This window comes from Pseudomonas sp. MWU13-2862 (genome assembly GCF_023242495.1).
In the GTDB taxonomy this organism is placed as follows: Bacteria; Pseudomonadota; Gammaproteobacteria; order Pseudomonadales; family Pseudomonadaceae; genus Aquipseudomonas; species Aquipseudomonas gingeri_D.
Genome location: NZ_JALMEZ010000001.1, coordinates 721,287 through 745,079 on the forward strand (window position 1 = coordinate 721,287; position 23,793 = coordinate 745,079).

23 protein-coding genes are annotated in these 23,793 nt (G+C 62.3%); 10 read left to right on the top strand and 13 right to left on the bottom strand.

Going from position 1 to position 23,793, the window contains the following annotated elements:
• Window positions 1–20: 20 nt before the first annotated feature.
• The 3 genes from M5C56_RS03385 to recQ all read right to left on the bottom strand — a co-directional run bounded on the left by M5C56_RS03385 (window position 21) and on the right by recQ (window position 5,134).
• Entirely contained in the window at window positions 21–2,267 is a 2,247-nt protein-coding gene (locus tag M5C56_RS03385) for a FimV/HubP family polar landmark protein (RefSeq protein WP_103496493.1), read from the bottom strand.
• A gap of 162 nt (window positions 2,268–2,429) precedes the next feature.
• On the bottom strand, window positions 2,430–2,864 hold the full coding sequence (locus tag M5C56_RS03390) for a MarR family transcriptional regulator (protein WP_103496492.1): 435 nt from the start codon (window positions 2,862–2,864) through the stop codon (window positions 2,430–2,432).
• A gap of 140 nt (window positions 2,865–3,004) precedes the next feature.
• Window positions 3,005–5,134, bottom strand: a complete 2,130-nt coding sequence (gene recQ, locus M5C56_RS03395) for a DNA helicase RecQ (RefSeq protein ID WP_103496491.1) — start codon at window positions 5,132–5,134, stop codon at window positions 3,005–3,007.
• A 252-nt stretch (window positions 5,135–5,386) separates the two neighbouring features.
• Here recQ and M5C56_RS03400 point away from each other — a divergent pair, with 252 nt between their 5' ends.
• Window positions 5,387–5,974 carry a YecA family protein gene (locus M5C56_RS03400; RefSeq protein WP_103496490.1) on the top strand — a complete coding sequence of 196 codons (588 nt, stop codon included), beginning with the start codon at window positions 5,387–5,389 and terminating at the stop codon, window positions 5,972–5,974.
• 19 nt (window positions 5,975–5,993) lie between these two features.
• Here M5C56_RS03400 and M5C56_RS03405 read toward each other — a convergent pair whose 3' ends face one another.
• Window positions 5,994–6,617 (bottom strand): DTW domain-containing protein, encoded by a 624-nt coding sequence (locus M5C56_RS03405; RefSeq protein ID WP_103496489.1) that lies wholly within the window; start codon window positions 6,615–6,617, stop codon window positions 5,994–5,996.
• Window positions 6,618–6,630: 13 nt separating this feature from the next.
• Window positions 6,631–7,524: a LysR family transcriptional regulator gene (locus M5C56_RS03410; RefSeq protein ID WP_040065200.1), complete on the bottom strand. Its 894-nt coding sequence runs from the start codon at window positions 7,522–7,524 to the stop codon at window positions 6,631–6,633.
• A 166-nt stretch (window positions 7,525–7,690) separates the two neighbouring features.
• Here M5C56_RS03410 and speB point away from each other — a divergent pair, with 166 nt between their 5' ends.
• From speB to M5C56_RS03440, 6 genes are all read left to right on the top strand, one after another.
• Window positions 7,691–8,641: an agmatinase gene (gene speB, locus M5C56_RS03415; protein WP_103496488.1), complete on the top strand. Its 951-nt coding sequence runs from the start codon at window positions 7,691–7,693 to the stop codon at window positions 8,639–8,641.
• 9 nt (window positions 8,642–8,650) lie between these two features.
• Window positions 8,651–9,061: a nuclear transport factor 2 family protein gene (locus M5C56_RS03420; RefSeq protein WP_103496487.1), complete on the top strand. Its 411-nt coding sequence runs from the start codon at window positions 8,651–8,653 to the stop codon at window positions 9,059–9,061.
• A gap of 54 nt (window positions 9,062–9,115) precedes the next feature.
• Complete coding sequence (locus M5C56_RS03425) at window positions 9,116–10,624, top strand: cytosine permease (RefSeq protein WP_103496486.1); 1,509 nt, start codon at window positions 9,116–9,118, stop codon at window positions 10,622–10,624.
• 82 nt (window positions 10,625–10,706) lie between these two features.
• The gene (locus M5C56_RS03430; protein WP_103496485.1) at window positions 10,707–12,086 is read left to right on the top strand and encodes a sodium:solute symporter; all 1,380 of its coding nucleotides are present in this window, start codon (window positions 10,707–10,709) and stop codon (window positions 12,084–12,086) included.
• A gap of 259 nt (window positions 12,087–12,345) precedes the next feature.
• A complete protein-coding gene (locus tag M5C56_RS03435; protein WP_103496484.1) occupies window positions 12,346–12,660 on the top strand; it encodes an acyl carrier protein in 315 nt (104 codons plus the stop codon).
• Window positions 12,657–12,908 (top strand): phosphopantetheine-containing protein, encoded by a 252-nt coding sequence (locus M5C56_RS03440; protein ID WP_103496483.1) that lies wholly within the window; start codon window positions 12,657–12,659, stop codon window positions 12,906–12,908. Before M5C56_RS03435 ends, M5C56_RS03440 begins: the two co-directional genes overlap by 4 nt.
• Before the next feature lie 57 nt (window positions 12,909–12,965).
• Here the strand turns inward: M5C56_RS03440 and M5C56_RS32335 are convergent, their stop codons facing one another.
• On the bottom strand, window positions 12,966–13,091 hold the full coding sequence (locus M5C56_RS32335) for a PA1414 family protein (protein ID WP_017903325.1): 126 nt from the start codon (window positions 13,089–13,091) through the stop codon (window positions 12,966–12,968).
• Between the two features lie 126 nt (window positions 13,092–13,217).
• A complete protein-coding gene (locus tag M5C56_RS03445) occupies window positions 13,218–14,120 on the bottom strand; it encodes a LysR family transcriptional regulator (protein WP_103496482.1) in 903 nt (300 codons plus the stop codon).
• 103 nt (window positions 14,121–14,223) lie between these two features.
• Here M5C56_RS03445 and M5C56_RS03450 point away from each other — a divergent pair, with 103 nt between their 5' ends.
• Window positions 14,224–15,402, top strand: coding sequence for an MFS transporter (locus tag M5C56_RS03450; protein ID WP_103496481.1), 1,179 nt, complete (start codon window positions 14,224–14,226; stop codon window positions 15,400–15,402).
• Window positions 15,403–15,537: 135 nt separating this feature from the next.
• Here the strand turns inward: M5C56_RS03450 and M5C56_RS03455 are convergent, their stop codons facing one another.
• Complete coding sequence (locus tag M5C56_RS03455) at window positions 15,538–16,374, bottom strand: S1-like domain-containing RNA-binding protein (protein ID WP_100938929.1); 837 nt, start codon at window positions 16,372–16,374, stop codon at window positions 15,538–15,540.
• A gap of 347 nt (window positions 16,375–16,721) precedes the next feature.
• Here M5C56_RS03455 and M5C56_RS03460 point away from each other — a divergent pair, with 347 nt between their 5' ends.
• Together M5C56_RS03460 and M5C56_RS03465 are read left to right on the top strand one after the other, a co-directional pair.
• The gene (locus M5C56_RS03460) at window positions 16,722–16,910 is read left to right on the top strand and encodes a hypothetical protein (RefSeq protein ID WP_176987101.1); all 189 of its coding nucleotides are present in this window, start codon (window positions 16,722–16,724) and stop codon (window positions 16,908–16,910) included.
• Between the two features lie 220 nt (window positions 16,911–17,130).
• Entirely contained in the window at window positions 17,131–18,000 is an 870-nt protein-coding gene (locus tag M5C56_RS03465; protein WP_103496480.1) for a DUF6279 family lipoprotein, read from the top strand.
• A gap of 29 nt (window positions 18,001–18,029) precedes the next feature.
• On the opposite strand, the gene M5C56_RS03470 is transcribed toward M5C56_RS03465, so the two are convergent.
• The 5 genes from M5C56_RS03470 to M5C56_RS03490 form a co-directional block, all read right to left on the bottom strand.
• A complete protein-coding gene (locus M5C56_RS03470) occupies window positions 18,030–18,422 on the bottom strand; it encodes a transcriptional regulator (RefSeq protein ID WP_103496479.1) in 393 nt (130 codons plus the stop codon).
• A 49-nt stretch (window positions 18,423–18,471) separates the two neighbouring features.
• On the bottom strand, window positions 18,472–19,818 hold the full coding sequence (locus tag M5C56_RS03475; protein ID WP_103496478.1) for a hypothetical protein: 1,347 nt from the start codon (window positions 19,816–19,818) through the stop codon (window positions 18,472–18,474).
• A complete protein-coding gene (locus M5C56_RS32450; RefSeq protein ID WP_247263403.1) occupies window positions 19,818–21,053 on the bottom strand; it encodes a DUF6384 family protein in 1,236 nt (411 codons plus the stop codon). Before M5C56_RS32450 ends, M5C56_RS03475 begins: the two co-directional genes overlap by 1 nt.
• Window position 21,054: 1 nt before the next feature.
• Entirely contained in the window at window positions 21,055–22,182 is a 1,128-nt protein-coding gene (locus M5C56_RS03485) for a merozoite surface protein 3b (protein WP_103496477.1), read from the bottom strand.
• A 250-nt stretch (window positions 22,183–22,432) separates the two neighbouring features.
• Entirely contained in the window at window positions 22,433–23,779 is a 1,347-nt protein-coding gene (locus M5C56_RS03490) for a DEAD/DEAH box helicase (RefSeq protein WP_100938924.1), read from the bottom strand.
• Window positions 23,780–23,793 lie beyond the last annotated feature (14 nt).

Genomic DNA, 23,793 nt, shown 5'->3' on the forward strand with positions numbered 1-23,793 from the left:
ATTCGCAGGGGCGAGCCGTATCAGCGAATACTGGCGAGCAAGGTGCGCGCCGTCTGCTTCAGGGGTTCATCGCCTTCGCGCAGCAGCTCGAGGAGCAGTTGGCTGGCATGGTCCAGGTCGCCGACATTGATGCAGGTTTGCGCCTGCTCAAGCTTGCTGGCCGAAGCCTGCTCGCGCTCCAGGCTGTCGAAGTCGACTTCCAGGGGCTCGATGTCCAGGGGCTCGGAATCACTCATGAAACCATCGAGAAACGCGTCGTCCAGTGAGTCCCCGTCGTCGGGCAGGCTCAACTCCACTTCGCCCACAGGCGCGGGCACAGGCTCTGACTCAAGCTCGGAAAAATCGCTGAGGAACTGCTCGTCCGGCATCTCGAACACTTCCGGCAGCTCATTGAAGCTCTTGGTGAAGATCGGCTCGGGCTCAGGCTCCAGCTCGACAGGCAAAACCGGCTCTTCGGCGGTCTTGCTGCGGGGATGGGGCGTATTGTCGAACGGGCTGACCAGGTCCCAGTCGGCGTCCATGGACAGGTCATCGAGGTTGAGCTGGAATTCGTCCTCCAGCGGCTTGTCCGCTACAGGGGCGGTTGCAGTCGTCTCCTCAGCCGGCTCTTTCCAGTGTGCCGCCAGTACTGGCGCGACCGCTGCCACGGCGCCGGCCGCCGCCAGAACGGCGACCGGGGACGCAGCGGCTGGAGCTTGGGCTGGCGTGGCGGCAGCGCTTTGCAGTTTCGGATACTTGGCGCGCAACTCCTGCAGGGCCGACTCACTGAACCCGGCCTCCAGCAGCTTGCGCTCTTCCGTTGCGTAAGCCGCACTGTCGCCCTGCTGGGCCAGCACATCGAGCAAGCGCAGGTGCAAGTCCGTGCGCTCGGGCTCCTTGAGCATGGCCTCGCGCAGAATGCCCGCCGCTTCGCTGAAGCGACCATAGGCGATGTAGATACTCACGCCTTCAAGGGCATCAGGCACTTCGCTGGACTGACGCGAGGCCACTGCGGCCACCGGCGCCACCACCGGCTCGACCCGCGTCGACGCGGGCGTTGCCGGCTTGGTCGGCGGGGCCGGCGTTACCACTCGGCTGACCATCGGCTCCGGAACCGGAGCCACCGGAGGTACCGCCTCGGGCACCTGTTCAGCCTGCTGGCGGTTGCGGCGCAGGATAAAGGCCACGGCCAGCAGCGCGATCAGCAACAGCACCGCCCCCCACAGCAGCCAGTTCGGGCCATCGGCAGTCTCGGCGGCCGGTGTCGGCGCTACCACTGGCGCGGCCACCACGGCGGGGGCCGGCGCAACAGCCTTGGTCTTGAGTTCCGCGAGTTGTGTCTGCAGTTCAACGGCCTGTTTCTGGCTGCTGGCAATCATCTCGTCCTGGGCTTTCAACCTGACCTGCAGATCCTCGACGGTCTTCTGCAACTGCTGGTTTTCCAGGGCGGCCTTGGCCAGTTCCTCGGCGTTTTGCGCTGTCTCGGTCACGGCAGCAAGCGCATTCTGCGTGGCGGCAGCCGCGGTGGCCGTAGCCGCAGCGGCCAAGGTCGGGGCCGGGGAAGACGCCGGGGCCGCAACCACTGCGACGTCCGGCAGCAACAGGCTCTGGCCGACCCGCAAACGGTCGCTGCCCGGGTTCAGCGCACGAATGCCCTGGGACAATTCGTTGACCGACGCCTGACTGCCGGCTTCGCGCAGTCGCTTGGCAATAACCCAGGGGTTGTCACCCTTGACCACGGTGTAGTGTTTGCCTTGCAGCGCAGGCGGCGGTGGGATATTCGCCACCGAAGCCGGTTGTTCAAGGGCTGCGCTGCGAGCAGGCAGGCTGTAACCGGCCGGCCGGTTGCCCGGCGGATCGAGCAGCACGGTGTATTCGCGCAGCAGGCGCCCGTTGGGTCGGTTGACCTGCACCAGGAAATTCAGAAAAGGTTCGCTGACCGGCTTGTTGGTCTGCACCTGGATAACACTGCTGTTGCCCCGCAGCACAGGGGTAAAGCGCAGGTCATTGAGGAAGAACACCCGCTCGACGCCCGCCCGGGCGAACTCCTCGGGTGTTGCCAGGCTGACCGACAGTTCGCCGTCGGCCAGGTCGCCCGGCTCGATCAAGGCGATTTCCGCGTTCAACGGCTGATTGAGCGCCGAATGCAGGGTGATATCCCCCAACCCCATGGCCGGAGCCAGCGCCGAATACAACAACCCGCCGGCCAGCACGGCCAACAGGCGAGCCCGGTTCAGGGTGGATTTTCCAATGGAGCACCGCAACGCGGACTGCAAACTCTCGAGCATGAGCATCCCTTACTGGCGTGACGGCCCGCGCACGCGGGCCGGACACCGACACAATACACAGAACCAGTAACTCTTATAGTCTGCGGCGCAAAGACTATCAAAATTCGTTGAAGGCTTTACAAACTCGCTGAGGACTCCCAAGCCCGGCGGCCTGGGAATGCCTCAAGATTTTTCCAGGTTCGCCAGGATCCGGCTATGGACCCGCATGCAGATCCTCAGTTCTTCATCGTCGACACCGACGAACAGCTCATGGCGCAACGCAGTGGCGATGGTCTCGATCTGTTCAATCAGGGGCCGTGCCGAGGGACTCAGGACGATTTTCTTCGCCCGCCGGTCTTCCAGCACGGCCTGGCGCTGGACCAGCCCCTGGGTTTCCAGGCTGTCGAGCAGACGGGCCAGGGTCGGCCCTTCAACCCCCACACTCTGGGCCAGCTCGCGCTGGGTCGGGGCCTCGGTAAAACGCGCCAGGTGCAGCAAGACCAGCCAGCGCGCCTGGGACAAGCCCAGGCCCGCCAGACGGCGATCCAGTTCCGCACGCCAGCCTCGCGACATGTGCGCCAACTGCATGCCAAAACGGTGTTCATCGGTCAACGGCATAAAACACTCAGGGTTAGACTTAAAATAGACAAAACTAATTATTAGTCAGCTAAGCATGACCCATGCCCGGAGGCAAGGCTTGCTCGGCGCCGAATCGTTACTTGTCGTGAATAAGACAGTGACCGGGGACAATACCGACCTCACATTTCAAATTCCGCCTGCAAGGCGGCCCGCACGCAGTACAGCACCCCTTCCGGCACACGGCCGGCAAACAGTTCGGCAATAGCGGTCACCGGAGGCAATTCGCCTTCGCCGTCGAGGAAGGCGTCCTGGATTTCCCCCAGCAGATCCTCCGGCAAGTCCAGCGCCTGCTCCAGCGACAGTTGCTGGCGGCCGACGGCCTCGGCCAGCAAGGTATAGACATTCTTTTCCGAACACTGCAACTGGCCGGCGATCTGCAACGGCGTCATACCGGCCCGGGCCAGGCTGATCAGTTCGTGGCGGATATCGGCCACGGTTTTCGGGGTTTCTGCCTCGCCGCCGAGGACTTCGAGGAACGCCTCGCCATAACGCTCCAGCTTGCGCGCGCCGATACCGCTGACCTTGGCCATTTCCGCCAGGGAAGTCGGCTGGCTGCGGAGCATTTCCAGCAAGGTGGAGTCGGGGAAGATGACATAGGGCGGCACGCCATGTTCCTGGGCCAGCTTGCGCCGCAGGGCACGCAGGGCTTCCCATTGCTCGCGCTCCTCGCCGCGTACCAGTTGGCTGGCGGGGCTGGCGGAGACACTTTTGGCCGTGGTCTGCGGCTTGAGGTCGCGGCGCAGCTCCAGGCTCACTTCGCCCTTGAGCAGGGGCCGGCAGCTATCGCTCAGACGCAGGCCGCCGTAGCCTTCCAGGTCGATATCGGCCAGCCCGCGGGCCACCAGCTGGCGGAACAGGGTGCGCCATTCGCCTTCGGCCAGCGCCTTGCCGACACCGAACACCGTCAGGTGCTGATGACCGAAACTGCGCACCTTGTCGTTTTCCTTGCCCAGCAGCACATCCACCAGGTGTCCGACGCCATACCGCTGGCCGGTACGAAAAATCGCCGACAGCGCCTGGCGCGCCGGTTCGGTGGCGTCCCAGGTCTGCACGCCATCGACGCAGTTGTCGCAATGCCCACAGGGTTGCGGCATGTCTTCATCGAAATAGGCCAGCAGGGTCTGGCGACGGCAGCGGGTTTCCTCACACAGGGCCAGCATGGCGTCGAGCTTGTGGTGTTCCAGGCGCTTGTGCCGCTCGTCACCTTCGGAGTTCTGCAGCATCTGCTTGAGCATCACCACATCCTGCAAGCCATAGGCCATCCAGGCATCCGCCGGCAGGCCGTCGCGGCCGGCACGACCGGTTTCCTGGTAGTAGGCTTCCAGGGACTTGGGCAGATCCAGGTGGGCGACAAAGCGCACGTTGGACTTGTCGATGCCCATGCCGAAAGCGATGGTCGCCACCATGATCAGCCCTTCCTCGTTGAGGAAGCGCTTCTGGTTGGCGGCACGCACATCGCTGGCCAGCCCGGCGTGGTAAGGCAACGCCGGATAGCCTTGCTCGCAAAGCATCGCGGCCACTTCATCGACCTTCTTGCGCGAGAGGCAATAGACAATCCCGGCATCGCTGCGGCGCTGCGAAAGAAACGCCAGCAGCTGTTTGCGCGGCTGCTCCTTGGGCACGATGCGGTAGAAGATGTTCGGCCGGTCGAAGCTGGAGAGAAAGCGCTCGGCATTCTGCAGGTGCAGGCGATTGACGATTTCTTCGCGGGTCCGCTTGTCGGCGGTAGCGGTCAGGGCGATACGCGGTACGTCCGGGAACAGCTCGGCCAACTGGCCGAGTTGCAGGTACTCGGGACGGAAGTCGTGGCCCCATTGCGATACGCAGTGGGCTTCATCGATGGCGAACAGGGCGATCTGGAGGTTCTGCAGGAACGACAGCATGCGCGGCTGCACCAGGCGCTCGGGGGCCAGGTAGAGCATTTTCACTTCGCCGCGACGAATCCGTTCCGCCAGGTCACGTTGCTGTTCGGCGCTCAGCGTGGAGTTCAAGGCCGCGGCAGCGACGCCCAGTTCCTCGAGGGTCGCCACCTGGTCGTCCATCAGTGCGATCAAAGGCGAGACCACCACCGTCAGGCCCTCGCGCAGCAACGCCGGAACCTGGAAACACAGCGACTTGCCGCCACCGGTGGGCATCAGCACCAGGGCGTCGCCACCATTGGCCACGCGCTCAATAATGGCACCCTGGCGACCACGGAAGCTGTCGTAACCGAAGATGTCCTTGAGGACGCGTTGAGCCTGTTCGAGCATAACCACTCCAAAAATCATCGAAACGCTTGTTCAAAGGCTGGCTGAAGATTCACCGTTTTCACGAAAAAAACCGTAAGCAGGCATTTCCCAGCGGCCCCGAGGGTCAGCAGCGCATCACAAAACGCGGCAGTATACCCGAGCGTCCGACGGCAATGGGCGGTGCCGGTCGGTTAAGGGAATTCAGTGCTTGCTGGCCTGAGGGCTCAAGAACGCCTAGAATTGCTTATCGTTTATTCCCAAGGTAGCCCCTCAATGTCCTTCGCTGAGCAACTCACCCGCCTGCAAGCCTTCCTCGACGCCGACGAGCTGCACGAAGAGGCGCTGGACTATGTCGCCGCCCACGGCTACCTGACCGCCTTGTCGATCTGCGCCGAGATCGTCCCCGATCGGGAATGGATCGACGCCCTGTTCGCCGAGGAGCCGCACTACAGCGACGCCGCCCAGCGCGAAGAGATCGAAGCCACGCTGATCCAGCTCAAGGCCCATATCGCCCGCCAACTGGCGTCCGATGAAGAATTCGAGCTGCCGTGCGACCTGGACCTGGGCGACGACCCGGACGACTCCGAGCTGCGCGGCTGGTGCATCGGCTTCATGGAAGGCGTGTTCCTGCGTGAAGAGGCCTGGTTCGAAACCGCCGAAGACGAAGTCAGCGAAATGCTCCTGCCGATCATGGTCGGTTCCGGCCTGTTCGACGAACAACCCGAGTTCGCCGATATCGCCGCCGATGCCAACCTGATGGACGACATGATCGTACAGATCCCGGAAGCCCTGACCGCGCTGTACCTGCTGTGCAACGCCCCGGACGAAAAGCCGGCGATCCTCAAGCCACGTCATCACTGAGTCGGCTGACGGCATGAACTCAATCGCCCGGCACTGCCGGGCGTTTTTTTTCGTGGTTGCGCAGGAAAGTCTCTTCACCCATCGCCCGAATCTGCCCTTCGATCAGTGCTTCGAACGGCCGCAGCAACGCCGCGAACGAAACCGGTGCCTCCAGGGTTTCCAGCGCCTGGACAATCGCCTCCAGCGTCGACAACGCGCCCGGCTCCGGCGCCTTGCGCAATCGGTAGCGCGACACCGCCCCCGCCCCCAGCGTCACCCGTGGCAACGCCGCCAGCAATGGATTGAGGTAGAGCATCTTGCGCGCCTTGCGCCAGGTGCCGTCGGGCACCACCAACAACAGCGGCAAATCCATCGGCGCGGCCGCATACGCCTGCAAGGGCTGTGCATCCTCTGCCGGGAACAGCAATTTCGCCTGGTAACCGGGCTGTTGCAGCAATTGGGGCAGATCCTCGAACACCTCACCCACCCGCAACTCGGCATGGGTCAAACCCAGCGCCGCCAGCCGGGCGGTGTTCAAGGCATGGTTGACCTCGCTGGGATGCTGCAACAGCAGCACGCGGGTGCGGCTGTCCAGCTGTGGGATCAGTGCGCACAGGCAGTGGCTTTCGGGACGCAAACAACGTTCGCAACGGGCTCTGGACATTGAGTTATACCGATCAGGGCTGGTTGAGCTGGGCTTTGAGCAGGTCGCGGAAGGTCTGGATCAACGGCTCGCGACTGCGGCCCCGACGCAGGATCATGGAGAACGGCGCCTGGTAACCGAAGGTCGCCGGCAGCAATACCCGCAGGTCACCCTTGTCGGCCCAGGGCTGGGCGTAGTGCTCCGGCAGGTAGCCGATATAGGCGCCGGACAACACCAGGATCAATTGCGCCTCCATACTTTCCACCGTCGCCGCGCTGTGCTTGAAGCCATGGCGCGCCAGCTCGGCCTGGCTCCAGTAACCGCGTCCGACCATGCGTTGCTGCGTAATCACCTGTTCCGGGATACGTCGTTCGTTGTACAGCGGATGCCGGTTGCTGCAATACAACCAGTGCTGCTCACGGTACAGCGGCTGGTAGACCAACCCGCTCATGCGCGTGGAAAAGGCGCCGATGGCCAGGTCGAGACGATTGTCCTGCACGCCGAGCTGCAATTCGTAGGGACTCATCACCGACAGGTGCAGGTGCACGGCCGGGTGCTCCTGGCTGTAGGCGCCGATGGCCTCGGCCAGGGGCAAGGCCGGCTCGCTGACCGTGGAATCGATCACCCCCAGGTTCAAGGTGCCGCGCAACTCACCCTTGAGGGCCGCGGCGTATTGCTCGAAACCTTCGAGCTCGCCGAGCAGGCGCAGGGTTTCCTGGTGGAACAGTTCGCCCTTGCTGGTCAGGCTGAAGCCGCCGCGCCCGCGATGACACAGGACCAGGCCCAGGGACGCTTCCAGCTGGCTCATGTAGGTGCTGATCGCCGAGGTCGATAGATTGAGCTCCTGCTGGGCGTTGGCGAAGCCCTGGTGCCGGACCACGCTGACGAAGATGCGCAATAGTTTGAGGTCGGGTAAAGCGTTGGCCATGGGAGTTCCTGGGGAAAGTCTGCATTGCCGGAAAAAATTCTGTCCGCCCAGTTTCCCATTAGTTTAGAAAAATCTGAACTAACTATTTGCCGTCAGCGATTCTTCCCACCCGGCGCCTTTCGCAGAATCGCCCCCTGATAACCAAAATAAATGATGAGGCTTACCCGTGGACAAGATTCTTCACCAACCACTGGGCGGTAACGAAATGCCGCGCTTCGGCGGTATCGCCACCATGATGCGCCTCCCGCACCTGCAATCGGCCGCCGGCCTCGACGCCGCGTTCATCGGCATCCCGCTGGACATCGGCACCTCGCTGCGCGCCGGGACCCGTTTCGGCCCGCGGGAAATCCGCGCCGAGTCGGTGATGATCCGCCCCTACAACATGGCCACCGGTGCCGCGCCCTTCGATTCGTTGTCGGTGGCCGACATCGGTGACGTGGCGATCAACACCTTCAACCTGCTGGACGCCGTACGCATCATCGAAGAGTCCTACAACGCCATCCTCGAACACCCGGTCATCCCGCTGACCCTGGGCGGCGACCACACCATCACCCTGCCGATCCTGCGCGCCATCCACAAGAAGCACGGCAAGGTCGGCCTGGTGCACATCGACGCCCACGCCGATGTCAACGATCACATGTTCGGCGAGAAAATCGCCCACGGCACCACCTTCCGCCGCGCCGTGGAAGAAGGCCTGCTGGACTGTGACCGGGTGGTGCAGATCGGCCTGCGCGCCCAGGGCTACACCGCCGAAGACTTCAACTGGAGCCGCAAGCAGGGTTTCCGGGTGGTCCAGGCCGAAGAGTGCTGGCACAAATCCCTCGCTCCGCTGATGGCTGAAGTGCGCGAAAAAGTCGGCGGCGGCCCGGTGTACCTGAGCTTCGACATCGACGGCATCGACCCGGCCTGGGCACCCGGTACCGGCACCCCGGAAATCGGCGGCCTGACCACCATCCAGGCGATCGAGATCGTCCGCGGTTGCCAGGGCCTGGACCTGGTCGGCTGCGATCTGGTGGAAGTCTCGCCACCCTACGACACCACCGGCAACACCTCGCTGCTCGGCGCCAACCTGCTGTACGAGATGCTCTGCGTACTGCCCGGCGTGGCCCACCGCTGAGGAGTCGCCATGAACGACCGTGACCAGGTACTCGAGGCCGCCGCCGAGCTGGTGGCCGCCTTCGCCGCCAATGATCGCGAAGCCTACTTCGGCGCCTTCAGCGCCGATGCCAGCTTCGTTTTCTACACCCTCGAACAGCCCTTGCTGTCACGCGATGCCTATCAGGCGCTGTGGGACAACTGGCGGGCGGAGGACGGCTTCGAGGTGATTTCGTGCACCTCGAGCAACGCTTTCGTCAGCCTGCAGGGCGATGTGGCGATTTTCATCCATGACGTGGCCACCGAGCTGCGCATGCAAGGGGAGCTTCTCTTTAGCCAGGAGCGCGAAACCATTGTGTTTCGCAAACAACGAGAATCAGGCCCATGGCTGGCCTGCCACGAGCATTTGTCAGCGAAACCCCAGGGAATGCCCTCCCCTTAGCCAACCCCGGTAGCCCTCGCGGAAGACGAGGGCACCGCAGTGATCGGAGCGATCATGAATAAAAACAACAATGAAAAAAGCCTTGGCAGCATTGAAACCAACGGGGTCGAACAGATCCCCGACCACGAACGCGATGCCCGACCCAGCGACCTGTTTCGCCTGATCTTCGGCGGTGCGAATACCTTTGCCACCGCCGTGCTCGGCAGTTTCCCGGTGCTCTTCGGCCTGTCCTTCCAGGCCGGTGTCTGGGCGATCGTCCTGGGCGTTGTACTAGGCGCGCTGATCCTCGCGCCCATGGGCCTGTTCGGTCCGATCAATGGCACCAACAACGCCGTGTCCTCCGGGGCGCACTTCGGTGTCCACGGACGGATCGTCGGCTCGTTCCTGTCGCTGTTGACCGCCATTGCGTTCTTCTCGCTCTCGGTATGGAGCTCGGGGGATGCCCTGATCGGCGGCGCCAAGCGGCTGGTCGACATGCCGGAAACCGACCTGACCCTGGGCCTGGCCTACGGCCTGTTCGCGATCCTGGTGCTGACGGTATGCATCTACGGCTTCCGCTTCATGCTGTGGGTCAACCGCATCGCCGTATGGGCCGCAAGCCTGTTGTTCCTGCTGGGGATCTTTGCCTTTGCACCGGCCTTCGACAGTCACTTCGCCGGAACCGTGGCGATGGGTCAGGCCGGTTTCTGGGCGGCCTTTATCGGCGCCGCGCTGGTGGCCATGAGCAACCCGATTTCCTTCGGGGCGTTTCTCGGCGACTGGTCGCGTTATATCCCCCGCGAAACCTCGAAAGTCCGGATCATGCTGGCGGTGATCGCCGCGCAGATCGCCACCTTGATCCCCTTCCTGTTTGGCCTGGCCACCGCGACCATCGTGGCGATCAAGGCACCGGACTACATCACCGCGAACAACTATGTCGGCGGCCTGCTGGCCGTCTCGCCGACCTGGTTCTTCCTGCCGGTGTGCCTGATCGCGGTGATCGGTGGCATGTCCACCGGCACCACCTCGCTGTATGGCACCGGACTGGACATGTCCAGCGTGTTCCCACGACTGCTGTCGCGGGTCAAGGCGACCCTGCTGATCGGCGTGCTGTCGATTGCCTTTATCTTCATCGGACGCTTCGCGGCGAACCTGGTGCAGAGCGTGTCGACCTTCGCCGTGCTGATCATCACCTGCACCACCCCGTGGATGGTGATCATGATCATCGGCCTGCTGGTACGTCGTGGTTACTACTGCCCGGATGACCTGCAAGTCTTCACCCGCGGCGAAACCGGCGGGCGCTACTGGTTCAGCCACGGCTGGAACTGGCGCGGCCTGGGCGCCTGGATCCCCAGCGCGCTGGTGGGCCTGTGCTTCGTCAACCTGCCGGGGCAGTTCGTCGGCCCGCTGGGCAACCTGGCCGACGGCATCGACATCAGCCTGCCGATCACCCTCGGGCTGGCGTCGCTGATGTACCTGGCGCTGCTCAGCCTGTTCCCGGAGACGGCAGAGGTTTATGGACCGCAGGATGCGCGCAGCCGGGATGGCAAAACATTGAAGCCTGGGATGCGCCAGGCGGCCTGATAGTGCCGTGGCGAGCCCCTCGCCACAGCATGTGCCTTGAACTTTGCTCGACCATAAAAAAGATAATCGGAGACACGCCGTCATGGCTTTGGATTTATTGGTTGTACTCATTTATGCCGCCGGCATGCTCGTGCTTGGTTACTACGGCATGCGCAAGGCCAAGACCCACGAAGACTATCTGGTGGCCGGACGCAACCTGGGCCCGACGCTGTATATGGGCACCATGGCCGCCACGGTACTGGGTGGCGCCTCCACCGTCGGCACCGTACGCCTGGGCTATGTCCACGGCATTTCCGGCTTCTGGCTCTGCGCGGCCCTGGGTTTCGGCATCATCGCGCTGAACCTGTTCCTCGCCAAACCGCTGCTTAAACTGAAGATCTTCACCGTGACCCAGGTCCTGGAGAAGCGCTACAACCCCATGGCCCGCCAGGCCAGCGCGGTGATCATGCTGGCCTACGCGCTGATGATCGGCGTGACCTCGATCCTCGCCATCGGCACCGTGCTGCAAGTGCTGTTCAACCTGCCGTTCTGGCTCTCGGTACTACTGGGCGGCGGCGTGGTGGTGGTCTACTCGACCATCGGCGGCATGTGGTCGCTGACCCTGACCGATATCGTCCAGTTCGTCATCAAGACCGTGGGCCTGATGTTCATCCTGTTGCCGATCTGCCTCTACCGCGTCGGCGGCTGGGACCAACTGGTGAGCAAGCTGCCGGCAAGCAGCTTCAGCTTCACCACCATCGGCTGGGACACCATCATCACCTATTTCCTGATCTACTTCTTCGGCATCCTGATCGGCCAGGACATCTGGCAACGGGTGTTCACCGCCAAGGACGAGAAAGTCGCGAAGTATGCCGGCAGCGTCGCCGGGGTCTACTGTATCGCCTACGGCCTGGCCTGTGCCCTGATCGGCATGGCCGCCCATGTGCTGATTCCCGACCTGGCCAACGTCAACAACGCCTTTGCCGCCATCGTCAAACAGTCGCTGCCCGATGGCATTCGTGGCCTGGTGATCGCCGCGGCCCTGGCGGCCATGATGTCCACCGCCAGTGCCGGCCTGCTGGCCGCCTCCACCGTGCTGACCGAAGACCTGCTGCCGAAACTGCGCGGCGGCAAGCAGTCGAGCCTGGGGATCAACCGCCTGTTCACCTGCCTGACCGGGATCGTCGTGCTGGGTATCGCCCTGGTGGTCAGCGACGTGATCAGCGCCCTGACCCTGGCCTACAACCTGCTGGTGGGCGGCATGCTGATTCCGCTGATCGGCGCAATCTTCTGGAAGCCCGCCACCACCAGCGGCGCCATTACCAGCATGGCCCTGGGCTTCATCACCGCCCTGGTGTTCATGATCAAGGACGGCCTGGACGCCAATACCCCGATCTACTACAGCCTGGCCATCGGCCTGATCAGCTTCGTCGTGGTCAGCCTGTTGTCTCCGCGCCCGGCCAGCGTCGCCAGCGCCATCTGATACCGCGGTTACTTCAGCGGGTGCGACGTCGGTTGTCGCACCCGTTTTTTTTGCCTGCCGCCTTCCCCCATTGACCGCCCTGCGCACGCTCAGGGAGATGAACGGTCAGGTCCCGCGCAAAACTTGTGCTGTACTGGCCTATAGCGACTACCTTTTTGATTAACCGGAAGGTACAAGGATCGCTGGTGTCGTAGTTTGGCCACTATCGCAATGCCCCAGGAAAGGGTCGAACAATAAGAAACCCTTCTTCGAGGCTCTTATGAACAGACTCGAGATTCATCAGCAAATCTGCCATTCCATTGAAGAACAACTGTCGCTGAAATGGTCGCAAGATCCGTCAAAGGCCACGGACAACACCTGTTCCCTTGATCTCGTCGAGTTGTTCCACAACCTTGAGTGCCTGTTCGATGTGCGGCTGGATCTGAACCGCGACCTGATAGGCATCACCACCCTTGGCGATCTCAGTCGATTTATCTATGAAAAAACCCGGCCCGCCGAACCCGCCGGATTCCCTCTCCCAGGCACAATCCCGCCGCCCTTTCCGCAAAGGCAGACAGGGAGACCGGGCGCATGAAAAGAGCCGATATTCGCAAGAGCGTGCATGATTTCGTCAGCCAACGGCTCGACGACCACCAGGCGTTCGCTGACGATCAGAGTTTGCAGGGATTGGGATTCGACACCCAGGACATTGAAGACCTGATGTTCCATCTTGAAGATGAGTTTGATCTGACGGCGTTTACCGAAGAGGAAGACCGCTTGCTCAAGGAAGCGGTCACGGTCAACGACTTGAGTCATTTCCTGGAGAAAATCGCCAGGCACTGAACTTCGCCAACACGGCACGGCGAAGAGCGCTGAACCCTGTTGCCGGCCCGTGGGCGCTTAGCGACGCGGCTGGCGGCGACGGCGATCATCGTCGGTACGAATAGGTACCGGCTGCAGTGGCGGTTCGATCAGACCCAGGGCAACACCGAGGTCATGGAGCCAGGTTTGCAGTTTGTCTTTCATATAGCCCCCTTCAGGGTAATGCGAGCGACGGGATTCTGTAGCCGCTTCACACAGATCATAGCCCTAAGTCCTACGCAATGCTGTCCCTTGCAGCAGGATCTTTGATTTAAATCATGGCAAAACGCTTCAAGCCGACGCACGGAGCCCTTCGGCACTGTCCGCCAGGGGCAGCAAGGCGCTTTTCTGCAGCTCGATCCAGGCCGCCAGGTTGGCGCCGACCATGCCTTTGCGCCACATCAGCCAGGTGGTGGCGCTGGCAAAAGGCTCGACCAGCCGATGCACCGACACGCTTTCCCGCCCGGGCAGGCTGGCCAGCATCGACTCGGACATCATCGCCACGCCGGAGCCGGCGGTGACACAGGCGAGCATTCCGGGATAGGACTCGATCTCGATGGCCCGGCCCATGGCCGCGTGATAGTGGCCGAACCAGGCCTCCAGGCGCAGGCGGTAGGCACAGCCGCGGCGAAAGGTGAAAACCGGCTGCCCCTGTACTTCCAGGGCACTGCGCACCGGCGGGTGATCGGCCGGTGCGATCAGCACCAGGGTTTCATCGCAGAATGCAAGGCCGTCGAGCCCCGCCAACTGCAGCGGGCCATCCACCAGGGCGGCATCCAGGCGCCCGGAGACCAGCCCTTCGAGCAATTCGCCGCTGGGCGCGGACTGCACCTGCAGGTTCACTTCGGGATAGGTGCGGTGATAACGCGCCAACATCGACGGCAGGTAAATCGCCGCGGTGCTGTACATGGTGCCCAGTACGAAGTCCCCCGCCGGTTGCCCGCCACGCACGGCAGCCTGCGCCTCGTCATGCAGCGAAAACAGCCGGTTCGAGTAATCGAGCAGGACCTTGCCGGCCGGAGACAATTGCAGGCGCTGGCGTTCACGCAGGAACAGTTCGACCCCCAGTTGCTCCTCGAGCTGCCTGATCCGCGTGGACAGGTTCGACGGCACCCGGTGCAGGCGCTCGGCGGCGCGGGTGATGGAACCCTCCTCGGCGACCGCGTGGAAGATCCGCAATTGGCTGAACTCCATGACCCTCTCCAAAACTGAACAAGTTACTCACTATTATTCATTTTTAAAGAAAGTCAATCGATCCTAGCCTGACGGTCATAGTCCTCTGTCGGGAAATGACGCCATGTCACCTCTGATTCGTTTAACCGCCTGCTTTATCGCCCTGATGATGGCCATGGGGGTGGGCCGCTTTGCCCTGACCCCGCAACTGCCGCACCTGATCAGCGAAGGCCAGATCGACCTGACCGCCGGCGGCCTGATCGCCGCCGCCAATTACCTGGGCTACCTGCTGGGCGCGGTGGACGCCATGTTCGCCCGGCGCGCGCACCATGTCCGCCTGCGCCTGCTCGCCGGCCTGTGGTTATGCGTGCTGTTGACCCTGGCCTCGTACTGGGCCCATGGGTTCTGGTCACACTGGCTGCTGCGCTTCGGCACCGGGGTGGCGAGTGCCTGGGTAGTGGTCATGATCACCAGCCTGAGCCAGCCGCTGGCCCATGCCGTCGGCCGTCCACGCCTGGGTGCCTGGGTGTTTGCCGGTCCCGGCCTGGGCATCGTGCTCACCGGCTTGCTGGCGCTGGGCTCGAACCTGCTGGGAGAGAATTCGTCGACCCTGTGGCTGGTGTACGCCGGCGTCGGCCTGCTGATGTTGCTGTTGATCCTGCCCTTCCTGCCGCTGCCGAGCGCCACACCCGTGGCCACAACCACAGCCGCACCCGTGATCGTGGACACAGAACAGCAATCCATCGGTCATCTGGGCCTGGTCTATGCCTTGTACGGCCTGGGCTACATCATTCCGGCGACCTTTCTTTCGCAGATGGCCAGTGCGCGCTTCCACGGGCAATGGCAGGCCGATCTGTTCTGGCCCGGCTTCGGCTTGGTCGCGGCCCTTGGCGTGGTGCTCGTGAGCCTGCGGCGCGCCAAACCCGACAGTACCCGTCGCTGGTTGATGGTGACGCTCTGGCTGCAGGCCGCCGGGGTCTTCGCCTGCCTGTTATCGAGCGGCCTGGGGCTGGTGCTGGGGGTGATTCTCTGCGGTACGCCGTTCCTGGCCTGCATGCAGTTGGTCATGCAGCGCTCGCGGGAACTGGCGCCGCACGCCACCCATCGCAATGCCGGGTGGCTGACCGCCTGTTTCGCCATCGGCCAGCTCTGCGGGCCGTTGCTCGCGGCCTTGAGCAGCCACTTCAGCGGTGGCCTGCAACCGGCCTTGATCGTGGCGGGCAGCGGCCTGGTACTGGCGGGACTGGTGGTGTTGCGGCCGGTGGCGGCCGCAGCGCCCGGGGCGGCCCTGGTGCGACGCTGAGCCTTGCAGGATTGCGACACAGGACAGCTACGCAGTCCATCGCCAGCAAGCCGGCGCCTACAGAATCACGCTGAAACGCGATTATTGTGGGAGCTGGCTTGCCGGCGATGACGTCAGCCCGGGCAACATCCACACTCAGCTCAATTCGATGCGATCGGCATGGATCACAATCTGCCCTTGCTTGTAGAGCGCGCCAATGGCTTTCTTGAAGTTGCCTTTGCTGACCCCGAACAAACCGCTGATCACGGTCGGATCGCTCTTGTCGCTGACCGCCAGCACACCGTTGTTTTCACGCAACTTGGCGAGGATCTTGCTGTTCAGGCTACCGGAAGCTTCTTCGCCGACGGGTTGCAGGCTCAGGCTGATCTTGCCGTCGGCGCGGATCTCCTTGATAAAGCCCTTTTCCTCTTTGCCGGCCCGCAGGAACTTGAACACTTCGTTCTTGTGAATCAGCCCCCAATGCTTGTTGTTGATGATCGCCTTGAAGCCCATGTCGGTGGCTTCGGCCACCAGCAGGTCGACTTCCTGGCCGGGCGTGTAGCTGGCCGGAGTCTTGTCCAGGTAGCGATCCAGGCGGGCCGTGGCGGTGATACGACGGGTATGCTTGTCGAGGTAGACATGCACCACGCAATAGTCGCCGGCGCTCAACTGGCGCTTCTCTTCGGAATACGGCAACAGCAGATCCTTGGGCAATCCCCAATCGAGGAACACACCAATACTGTTAACTTCCTTGACTTTGAGACTGGCGAACTCACCGACCTGAACTTTGGGTTTTTCCGTGGTGGCAATCAACTTGTCAGCACTGTCCAGATAAATGAAAACATTCAGCCAGTCTTCATCTTCACTGGGAATATCCTTGGGGATATAACGGTTGGGCAGAAGAATCTCGCCGTCCGCGCCGCCGTCCAGATACAAACCGAAATTAGTGTGTTTAACCACTTGCAAGCTGTTATAACGCCCGACTAAAGCCATTTCCAATACCCTCATTGCGTGGCTGGCATTCTACCCGAGTTTGACGACGCTGTTTCACGGCGCTTGCCCCCGGCTGAAAAGCCCGCTGCAAGGCTTGATTTTCAAGGGGTTGCCGACAGAAACAGGCCCGTTCGTCAGAACGCTGGCTGCACTCCCCCTTGAAAATCCACCCTTGGGTGGAAAATATCGAGGCCGGGTTACGAGTCAAAACAGTAGCTTAGCCAATAATAACAAGGCCCCCACCACGTCTTGGCGAATACCCCACTACCTTTGCCTTGGATATTTATCAAGCAATTGTCAAGCCTTTCAGGTAGAATGATCGATCCAGTTAATATCTACACAGGTTAATGGCCGCCATGCGCGTAAAAGCATCGAACAGCAAAGCAAAGCCCGCTCCAGCCGTTGAAACCAGCGATTCGATCAACGAGCAAATTGCGGCTTTCCTGAAATCCGGCGGCGAGATCCAGCAAATTGCCAAAGGCGTCAGCGGCCAGACTTTCGGCCCGTCGAAACAGATCACCCTCGGCAAAAAGTAATTCCCCCCGCGCAACACCCAAGCCACTCTGCGCTTTGAACCTCAAGGCGCAGGGCTGAAGCAACACTCCCGCCCCCATTGCAGATACCGCGCCGATCACCCGTGCACAAGTCCCCTTGCGCCCGTATCAGCCGCCATAGTCATCGATGGAAACCATTGAGCGGTTGAACCACTGGCCGCAGAAGCGTTCCATGGAAAGGTGTCCCCATCAGGATTCGTCCATGTCGTACCGGCTGACCTCCCTCTTCTGGTTGCTGTTCCTGAGCCTGGCCATCGGTGCCTGCTCGCGGGCAAGCCTGGCCTATCGCAACCTCGATGTGATCATTCCCTGGACCCTCGGCGACTACGTGGACATGAACCGCGGGCAGAAAGACTGGTTCCGCGAACGCCTCAAGGAGCACCTGCACTGGCATTGCACCACGCAACTGCCGGACTACCTGGACTGGCTCGAGCACGTGCAGCAGATGGTCGAAACCCGTCAGGTCACCGATGCCAACGTGCAGGCCCGCACCGCCGAGGCCCGCCAGGCGATTGCCCAGGTCACGCGCACCGTCACGCCCTCGGCGGTCGAGTTGCTGCGGGGCCTGAGCGATCAACAGGTCAGCGAGATGAGCCAGGCTTTTGCCAAGGATCAGCGTGAACATCGAGCGGAGTACGTGACCCCGCCCGTCGACGAACAGATCCGCGACCGCGCCGAGCGCATGAGCAAGCGCCTCAAGGGCTGGCTGGGGCCATTGAGCCTGAGCCAGCAACAGCGCATCACCGCCTGGTCCACCAGCCTCGGCGAACAGAACCGGCTATGGGTGGCCAACCGGATGAACTGGCAGATGCAATTGAGCGAGGCGGTCGAACAGCGCCAGCGCGCGGACTTCCCGCAACGGATCGAACAGCTGCTGCAAGATCAGGACAGCCTGTGGACCACCGAGTACCGCCAGGCCCACGAGCGTGCGGAGCAGGCCACCCGCAGCCTGCTGGTGGCGCTGATGGCCGAGAGCAACGCCGACCAACGGACGCGGCTACTGAAGAAGATCGACGAAATGCGCCAGGACTTCTCGCAGCTCAAATGCCTGAAAACCGCTCAGGGCGGTTGAGCAAAAACCGTCGTCTGTTGGCCCGGGGCTCAGGCGATCTGCACCTTGGCGGCCAACTGATCGAAGGTGGCCGGGTCCAGCGCATCAACCTGCTCGTCGAGTACCTGCAAAGGGTGATCGTTGCCGGGAATGCTGCTATCGAGCAGGCTCAACAGGGCAGAGCCACGCGGCGTAAGGATAAAGTTCTCGCCATTACCGCCCTCGTCCTCCGGGCGGCTCTCGATATAGTCGTGCTTGAGCAGCAGCCGCTCGTAGTCGGCCGCTTGTGCCTTCAGGTCATCGAGATTGTCCGGCACCTGCCCCTGCGCCGCCTGGGCGCAGGCATGCTCCGCGGCGTAGACCCGTGGGGCAAAGCTATGGCCGGCGCTGTTCTGCACTTCATGGAGCAGACGTTCGATCAGTTCCCAGTTGTAAGTCGTCATCCTGATTAGCCCTTCACGTGTGAGAGTGAGATGCCTTGCATAGGATAGACTAGAGGCTGTCGCTGGTGGAAAAACCGCCTCCGCCCCCGGAACTGGAAGAGCCGGACGAACTGCCGGAACTGGAACCGCCCGAAGAGCCGCCGGCGAAGAAACCGCCTGAGCTGCTGTGGGAACTGCGACTCCGATTGCTGCTCGGACTGGGGGCAACCCTGATGAACTCGCGGTTATTGTCCACCTCGCTCACCACCTGGGAGAGCGACATTGCGCCCTGCATGAACCCGACGAGCAACCTGCCAAGATCCACATTCCGATAGTCGTAACGGGCACTGATAAGTCCCCCGGACTGCAGCGCACGCTCCAGTTGCTTGGCCAACTCGTAGCCGGCCTCGGCGTCCCGGCATTGCTGCTCCAGAGACGGCACGCGCAACCGCACCACCTCCAACTCGGCACGCAGATCACGCACCCTGCGCACCAGTTCATCATCCTGTGAACCCCGGGTCTGTCCAGCCAGTTGCTCCAGGGTCAGGTCATTCAATTCGGCCAGTTGCCGGGACAACAGCTCGGACGCCTTGGCGAAATCCTCGTCACGCTTGCTGACATACGGTGCCAGGCGCCGATGGATCCCATTGGCCTGCGCCTTGCCTGCTTCCAGCGCCTGCTGCGCTTGTCGCTGACGCTCCTGCAACACCGGCAGGTCGCTGCTGGACAGGGCACTTTGGTGCAGTCGCGCGCGCTCGGCCTCCCGGGCCGCCCGATTCGCCTGACGTTCCTTGCCAACCGCTTCATTGGCCCGCTGCATGGCCAGCAGCATGCGCTCGGCGGCACTGTTCTGGGTGAAATTGCACAGTCGCGCAATCCAGCGATCCAACCCTCGCCCGACAAACCGCCCCACATAACCCTCGGTACCGAATCCGCGGTCGCGCAGGTAGACATACAGCGAGTCGGCCTGGAATGCCTGGAGCTTGAGCCGACACTCATCCCGCAGTTCCTTGTAGGACTGCTCGTCGGCCTCGCTGACCAAGGCGGCCTGCTGCTGGACCCGGAGGTCTTGCTCGACTTGCTGATCAAGGTCAGCCACCTGGGTTTCAAGCGCCTCGGCCAAGCCCGAGATCACTTGCAACTGCCCGGCAATGCCCGCCTCCACCTCCGTCAGTTCCTGGCGCAGGGTTGCCTCCGCCTGCTCGCGCTGGTCGAGCAAGCGCTGGACCTCGGCAGACAGCGGCGCACCGCCGGACAGCTGGTAATTGGCGATATGCGCAAAGGCGTTGCCGAGCCCCTGCTGCAGGCGCAACTCCTGATCGTGGGCGGAGGACAGCTCGAGCTGCAGTTGACGCAGCTGTGCCTCCTGGTTCCGTGAGTTGTCACGCAGGGAAGCTTCTATACGGCTCGCGTTCATTACCACTCCAGGATGTAATCAGGTTTGGTTTTGACCGGCCCTTTGACGAACGCAAAGGACAGCGAGTTGGCCGCCTTTTTCCCCATCAGACGATCATCGACCAGGCCATCCGCCAGCTTGTCGTTCTTGGCCGCCTGGTAGGTGGCCTGATTGACCCGCACGCCAAAGATCGAGGCATAACGCCGCTCTCCGGTCTCGACACTGGTGATGGGCAACGGAATGACATTGCCCGAGGCATCAAGCGCTTCAGCCAACAGGTACCAGGACTTGCCCCCGGTCGGATCGAAATTGCGCTCAACCATCGACTTCTCGCCGGCACGGCTGACCACTTCCAGGGTCAGGGGCGCCGCCGCCACTGCCCGCAATTGCTCGATCTCCTTCAACCCCTGTTCGGCCGCGGTTGTATCCATACCCTTGGCGGCCTGATCGACTTTGGCGAACAACGGCTGGAACTGCTCGGCATCGGCTTTGCTCAAGCCCATCTTGCGCACCTGCTCCTGCGCGTCCTGCAATTGCGTCAGCGAGGGCCTGATCGCGTCCGTTTGCGCGCTCAGCGCATCCAGCTGACTGGTCAGTGCCTTCATGTCGGCGCTGTCTTTCTTCAGGCGCTTGACCGCCGCATAGGCCAGCTTGGAGTCCTCTTTGTAGCTCTGTTCCGTGACCTGGGCCGGCAGTGTGATCCGCTCGACTGCGCGCGCTCTCTCCAGCACCGGCCCGGTCTGTTCGAATATCTGCCGGGCCGAGGGCAAATTCGCTACCAGCGTGTCGCCTCTCAGCGTAGAGACACGCTTTTCCAGCTGCTCACGCTGCCCGGCATGGCTTGCCACCAGTTCCCGAGCCTCATCCACTTTACCCTGGGCGGCGCTCACTGACGCCCGACCAAAAGTCGGGCCCATCAGCAGCAACCACAGTCCCACCCCCAGGATCCCCACGGCAGGCACCAGCCAGCGCCCACGAGTGATATAGGCCCACGCCAACAATCTGGCCAACGGGCTGATCGGTGCGGAGGTCTGATAGGTCAAGCGGTTGGCAAAAAAGTTGCGGACACCTTCTTCGACCAGGGCATCCTCCACCTCGATGCCCTTGGCCCGGTAAAACTCACGGATCTGCTCGGCCACCCGCAAGCGATGCTTGGGCAGGTCCAGCTGTTTCTGCAGTTCGGCCTGGCTGAAACGCATCTCGTCGATCAGCGCCATGGCCCCCATCTGCTCGGTGAGGGAGACAACGTTGCTCACTTCAGATCCCCTTTTGCAGGAGCGCGCTGAAGCGACGCTTGCTGTCCTCGGTGATCGACTCGATTTCCGCCGCCGCCGCGGAAGACTCCTTGCGCAACTCCTGGATCAGGCTCAGGCTGCTGGCCTGGAAATCCACCACGGCATCGGCCAGGGCCTTGACCGAACTGGCCTTCAGGGTCGAGCCATAGCCGGCCTTCAACGCTGCATTCAACTGCTCGCCGCCGACCTTGGCCTGGATCTCCAGGCTGGAGTTGATCCCCTGGTTCATCGCATTCAGGGTGTTGGTCACTTCGGCCAGCCCGCCGGACGAAGTAAAGCCCGCCGCCAGACCGGTCAGGACGATTTCGTTGGTGGCGAAAAAGCTCACGGCACGCTGGTACAGCCGCTCCTTCACGCTGTGGTACTGGCTCAGGCGCGCGAACACCAACTCGGCAGCGTTGTAGGCGGTCTTCAACTGATCGGCGATATCGGTGATGATCTGGTAACGTTTGTCCTCGTCCTGCAGGTCGCGCAAGGCGACATCCCGTGCCAGTTCGAGCTTGGCCCGTTCGCTCGCCTCCAGCTCGGCACCCTCCAGGGCCGCGCCGGCCTCGGTCAGGCCCTGGCGCCCGCTATCCATCTTCGCCTGGGCGATTTTCTGCACTTCGCAGGCATCTATCTCGGCCGTTTTCATCGCCAGGCGATAGTCCTGATAGGCTTCGAGAATCAGGCTTTCCAGCTGTATCTGCTCATTGGCCGACTTCGCCACATCCAGGTAGTTCTTGCGAATGCTCTCGAAGCGATCCGGGATCGAACCGCGGCGCATATTCATCCAGCCCAGCTGGATGCGCTCGGAGAATTGCAGCTTGCCGTCGGCCATCCATTCCATCATCTGCCGGGCATCGGCCTGGATCGAATCGAAGCTGGCGGCGATATCGGCATAACGGGTGCTGACGTCCATGCTCTGCAACTTGTCGCGGACCACGGCATTGAACACCGTGGACTGTTGCAGCGTGGCGGCGATGGCGGTGACGCGGGTGGCGTCATACACCGATACCTTGTCCAGCAGTGCCAGCACGGGAGCATTCTGCTCCGGGAAAGTGATGCCGATGGAGCGCAAGGCAGACATGGAGCGTTCGAGGTAGTTCATGAGCATATTCCCTATACGGAGCCTTCCAGGGCTCCATCATCCTGCCAACGTGAACGCGAAATAATACCAGAGCGTCGTTGTTGAAGTTCCCATCTGACTGCCGTTTTTTAGCAAAGTGCCACTACCGCCCTTCACTATTTGAAGGGCAGCTGCGCAAGCATCGCCCCACAAAAACGCCAATGCCCCGACAAGTCGGGGCATTGGTGGGAGAGCAACCGCTTCACTGCGTTTTCACGCAACCGATAGCGGGTTATTCGGCAGCCGGGGCTTCCGGCTTGCGGCGCTTGAGCGGCGCCATGCCGTCCTTGCTGACCAACGACAGGGCATCGGTCTTCGGCCGGTTGGCGATCTTGCGTTTGGTCGGTGCCTTGGCGGCCGACTTCTTCTTGTCGCCCTTGGCGTCGGTCTTTTTCTTCTTCACGCCGACAGCCTTGCCCGAAGCCTTGACCTTCTTCGGCCCGCCATAGGTGCCCTTGACTTCCTTGATGGTGCGGCGCTCGAAGCTCTGCTTGAGGTAGCGTTCGATGCTCGACATCAGGTTCCAGTCGCCATGGCAGATCAGCGAGATCGCCAGGCCGTCGTTACCGGCACGCCCGGTCCGACCGATACGGTGCACGTATTCGTCGCCGCTGCGCGGCATATCGAAGTTGATCACCATGTCCAGGCCGTCCACGTCCAGGCCGCGAGCGGCGACGTCGGTGGCCACGAGGATCTTCACCCCGCCCTGCTTCAGGCGGTCGATGGCCAGCTTGCGGTCCTTCTGGTCCTTCTCGCCGTGCAGGACGAAAGCCTTGTATTCCTGGGCCACCAGGCGGCCGTAGATACGGTCGGCCATGGCCCGGGTATTGGTGAAGACAATGGCTTTCTGATAGGTCTCGTTGGCCAGCAACCAGTTGAGGATCTGCTCTTTATGCTGGTTGTGGTCGGCGGTGATGATCTGCTGGCGCGTGGTGTCGTTCAGCTGGCTGACCGCATTGAGCTGCAGGTGCTCAGGGTTGTTCAAAACCTTGGCGATCATGTCGCGCAGGCCGGAACCGCCGGTGGTGGCGGAGAACAGCATGGTCTGCTGGCGGTTGGTGCATTCGTCCACCAGGCGCTGCACGTCTTCGGCAAAACCCATGTCGAGCATGCGGTCGGCTTCGTCGAGCACCAGCACTTCGACTTCTTTCAAGTCCAGGTTGCCGGCGTTCAGTTGCTCGATCATCCGCCCCGGGGTGCCGATCAGGATATCCGGCACCTTGCGCAGCATGGCGGCCTGGACCTTGAAATCTTCACCACCGGTGATCAGGCCGGACTTGATGAAGGTGAACTGGGCGAAACGCTCGACTTCCTTGATGGTCTGCTGGGCCAGCTCGCGGGTTGGCAGCAGGATCAGGGTCTTGATGCTGACGCGAACCTTGGCCGGGCCGATCAGGCGATTGAGGATCGGCAGGACGAACGCGGCGGTCTTGCCGCTACCCGTTTGCGCCGTCACCCGCAGGTCACGCCCCTGCAACGCCAGTGGAATGGCCGCGGCCTGCACGGGCGTAGGCTCGACAAATTTAAGCTCGGCCACGGCTTTGAGCAGGCGTTCGTGCAGGGCGAATTCGGAAAACACGGGTGCTACCTCGA

Coding starts and splice junctions, on each gene's coding strand:
- M5C56_RS03385 (WP_103496493.1), bottom strand. CDS start 2,267: ATGCTCGAGAGTTTGCAGTCCGCGTTGCGGTGCTCCATTGGAAAATCC.
- M5C56_RS03420 (WP_103496487.1), top strand. CDS start 8,651: ATGAACGACCGTGACCAGGTACTCGAGGCCGCCGCCGAGCTGGTGGCC.
- M5C56_RS03450 (WP_103496481.1), top strand. CDS start 14,224: ATGTCACCTCTGATTCGTTTAACCGCCTGCTTTATCGCCCTGATGATG.
- M5C56_RS03455 (WP_100938929.1), bottom strand. CDS start 16,374: ATGGCTTTAGTCGGGCGTTATAACAGCTTGCAAGTGGTTAAACACACT.
- M5C56_RS03400 (WP_103496490.1), top strand. CDS start 5,387: ATGTCCTTCGCTGAGCAACTCACCCGCCTGCAAGCCTTCCTCGACGCC.
- M5C56_RS32335 (WP_017903325.1), bottom strand. CDS start 13,091: ATGAAAGACAAACTGCAAACCTGGCTCCATGACCTCGGTGTTGCCCTG.
- M5C56_RS03470 (WP_103496479.1), bottom strand. CDS start 18,422: ATGACGACTTACAACTGGGAACTGATCGAACGTCTGCTCCATGAAGTG.
- M5C56_RS03425 (WP_103496486.1), top strand. CDS start 9,116: ATGAATAAAAACAACAATGAAAAAAGCCTTGGCAGCATTGAAACCAAC.
- M5C56_RS03465 (WP_103496480.1), top strand. CDS start 17,131: ATGTCGTACCGGCTGACCTCCCTCTTCTGGTTGCTGTTCCTGAGCCTG.
- M5C56_RS03435 (WP_103496484.1), top strand. CDS start 12,346: ATGAACAGACTCGAGATTCATCAGCAAATCTGCCATTCCATTGAAGAA.
- M5C56_RS03485 (WP_103496477.1), bottom strand. CDS start 22,182: ATGAACTACCTCGAACGCTCCATGTCTGCCTTGCGCTCCATCGGCATC.
- M5C56_RS03410 (WP_040065200.1), bottom strand. CDS start 7,524: ATGGCCAACGCTTTACCCGACCTCAAACTATTGCGCATCTTCGTCAGC.
- M5C56_RS03440 (WP_103496483.1), top strand. CDS start 12,657: ATGAAAAGAGCCGATATTCGCAAGAGCGTGCATGATTTCGTCAGCCAA.
- M5C56_RS03405 (WP_103496489.1), bottom strand. CDS start 6,617: ATGTCCAGAGCCCGTTGCGAACGTTGTTTGCGTCCCGAAAGCCACTGC.
- M5C56_RS03460 (WP_176987101.1), top strand. CDS start 16,722: ATGGCCGCCATGCGCGTAAAAGCATCGAACAGCAAAGCAAAGCCCGCT.
- M5C56_RS03430 (WP_103496485.1), top strand. CDS start 10,707: ATGGCTTTGGATTTATTGGTTGTACTCATTTATGCCGCCGGCATGCTC.
- M5C56_RS03390 (WP_103496492.1), bottom strand. CDS start 2,864: ATGCCGTTGACCGATGAACACCGTTTTGGCATGCAGTTGGCGCACATG.
- M5C56_RS03475 (WP_103496478.1), bottom strand. CDS start 19,818: ATGAACGCGAGCCGTATAGAAGCTTCCCTGCGTGACAACTCACGGAAC.
- recQ (WP_103496491.1), bottom strand. CDS start 5,134: ATGCTCGAACAGGCTCAACGCGTCCTCAAGGACATCTTCGGTTACGAC.
- M5C56_RS03445 (WP_103496482.1), bottom strand. CDS start 14,120: ATGGAGTTCAGCCAATTGCGGATCTTCCACGCGGTCGCCGAGGAGGGT.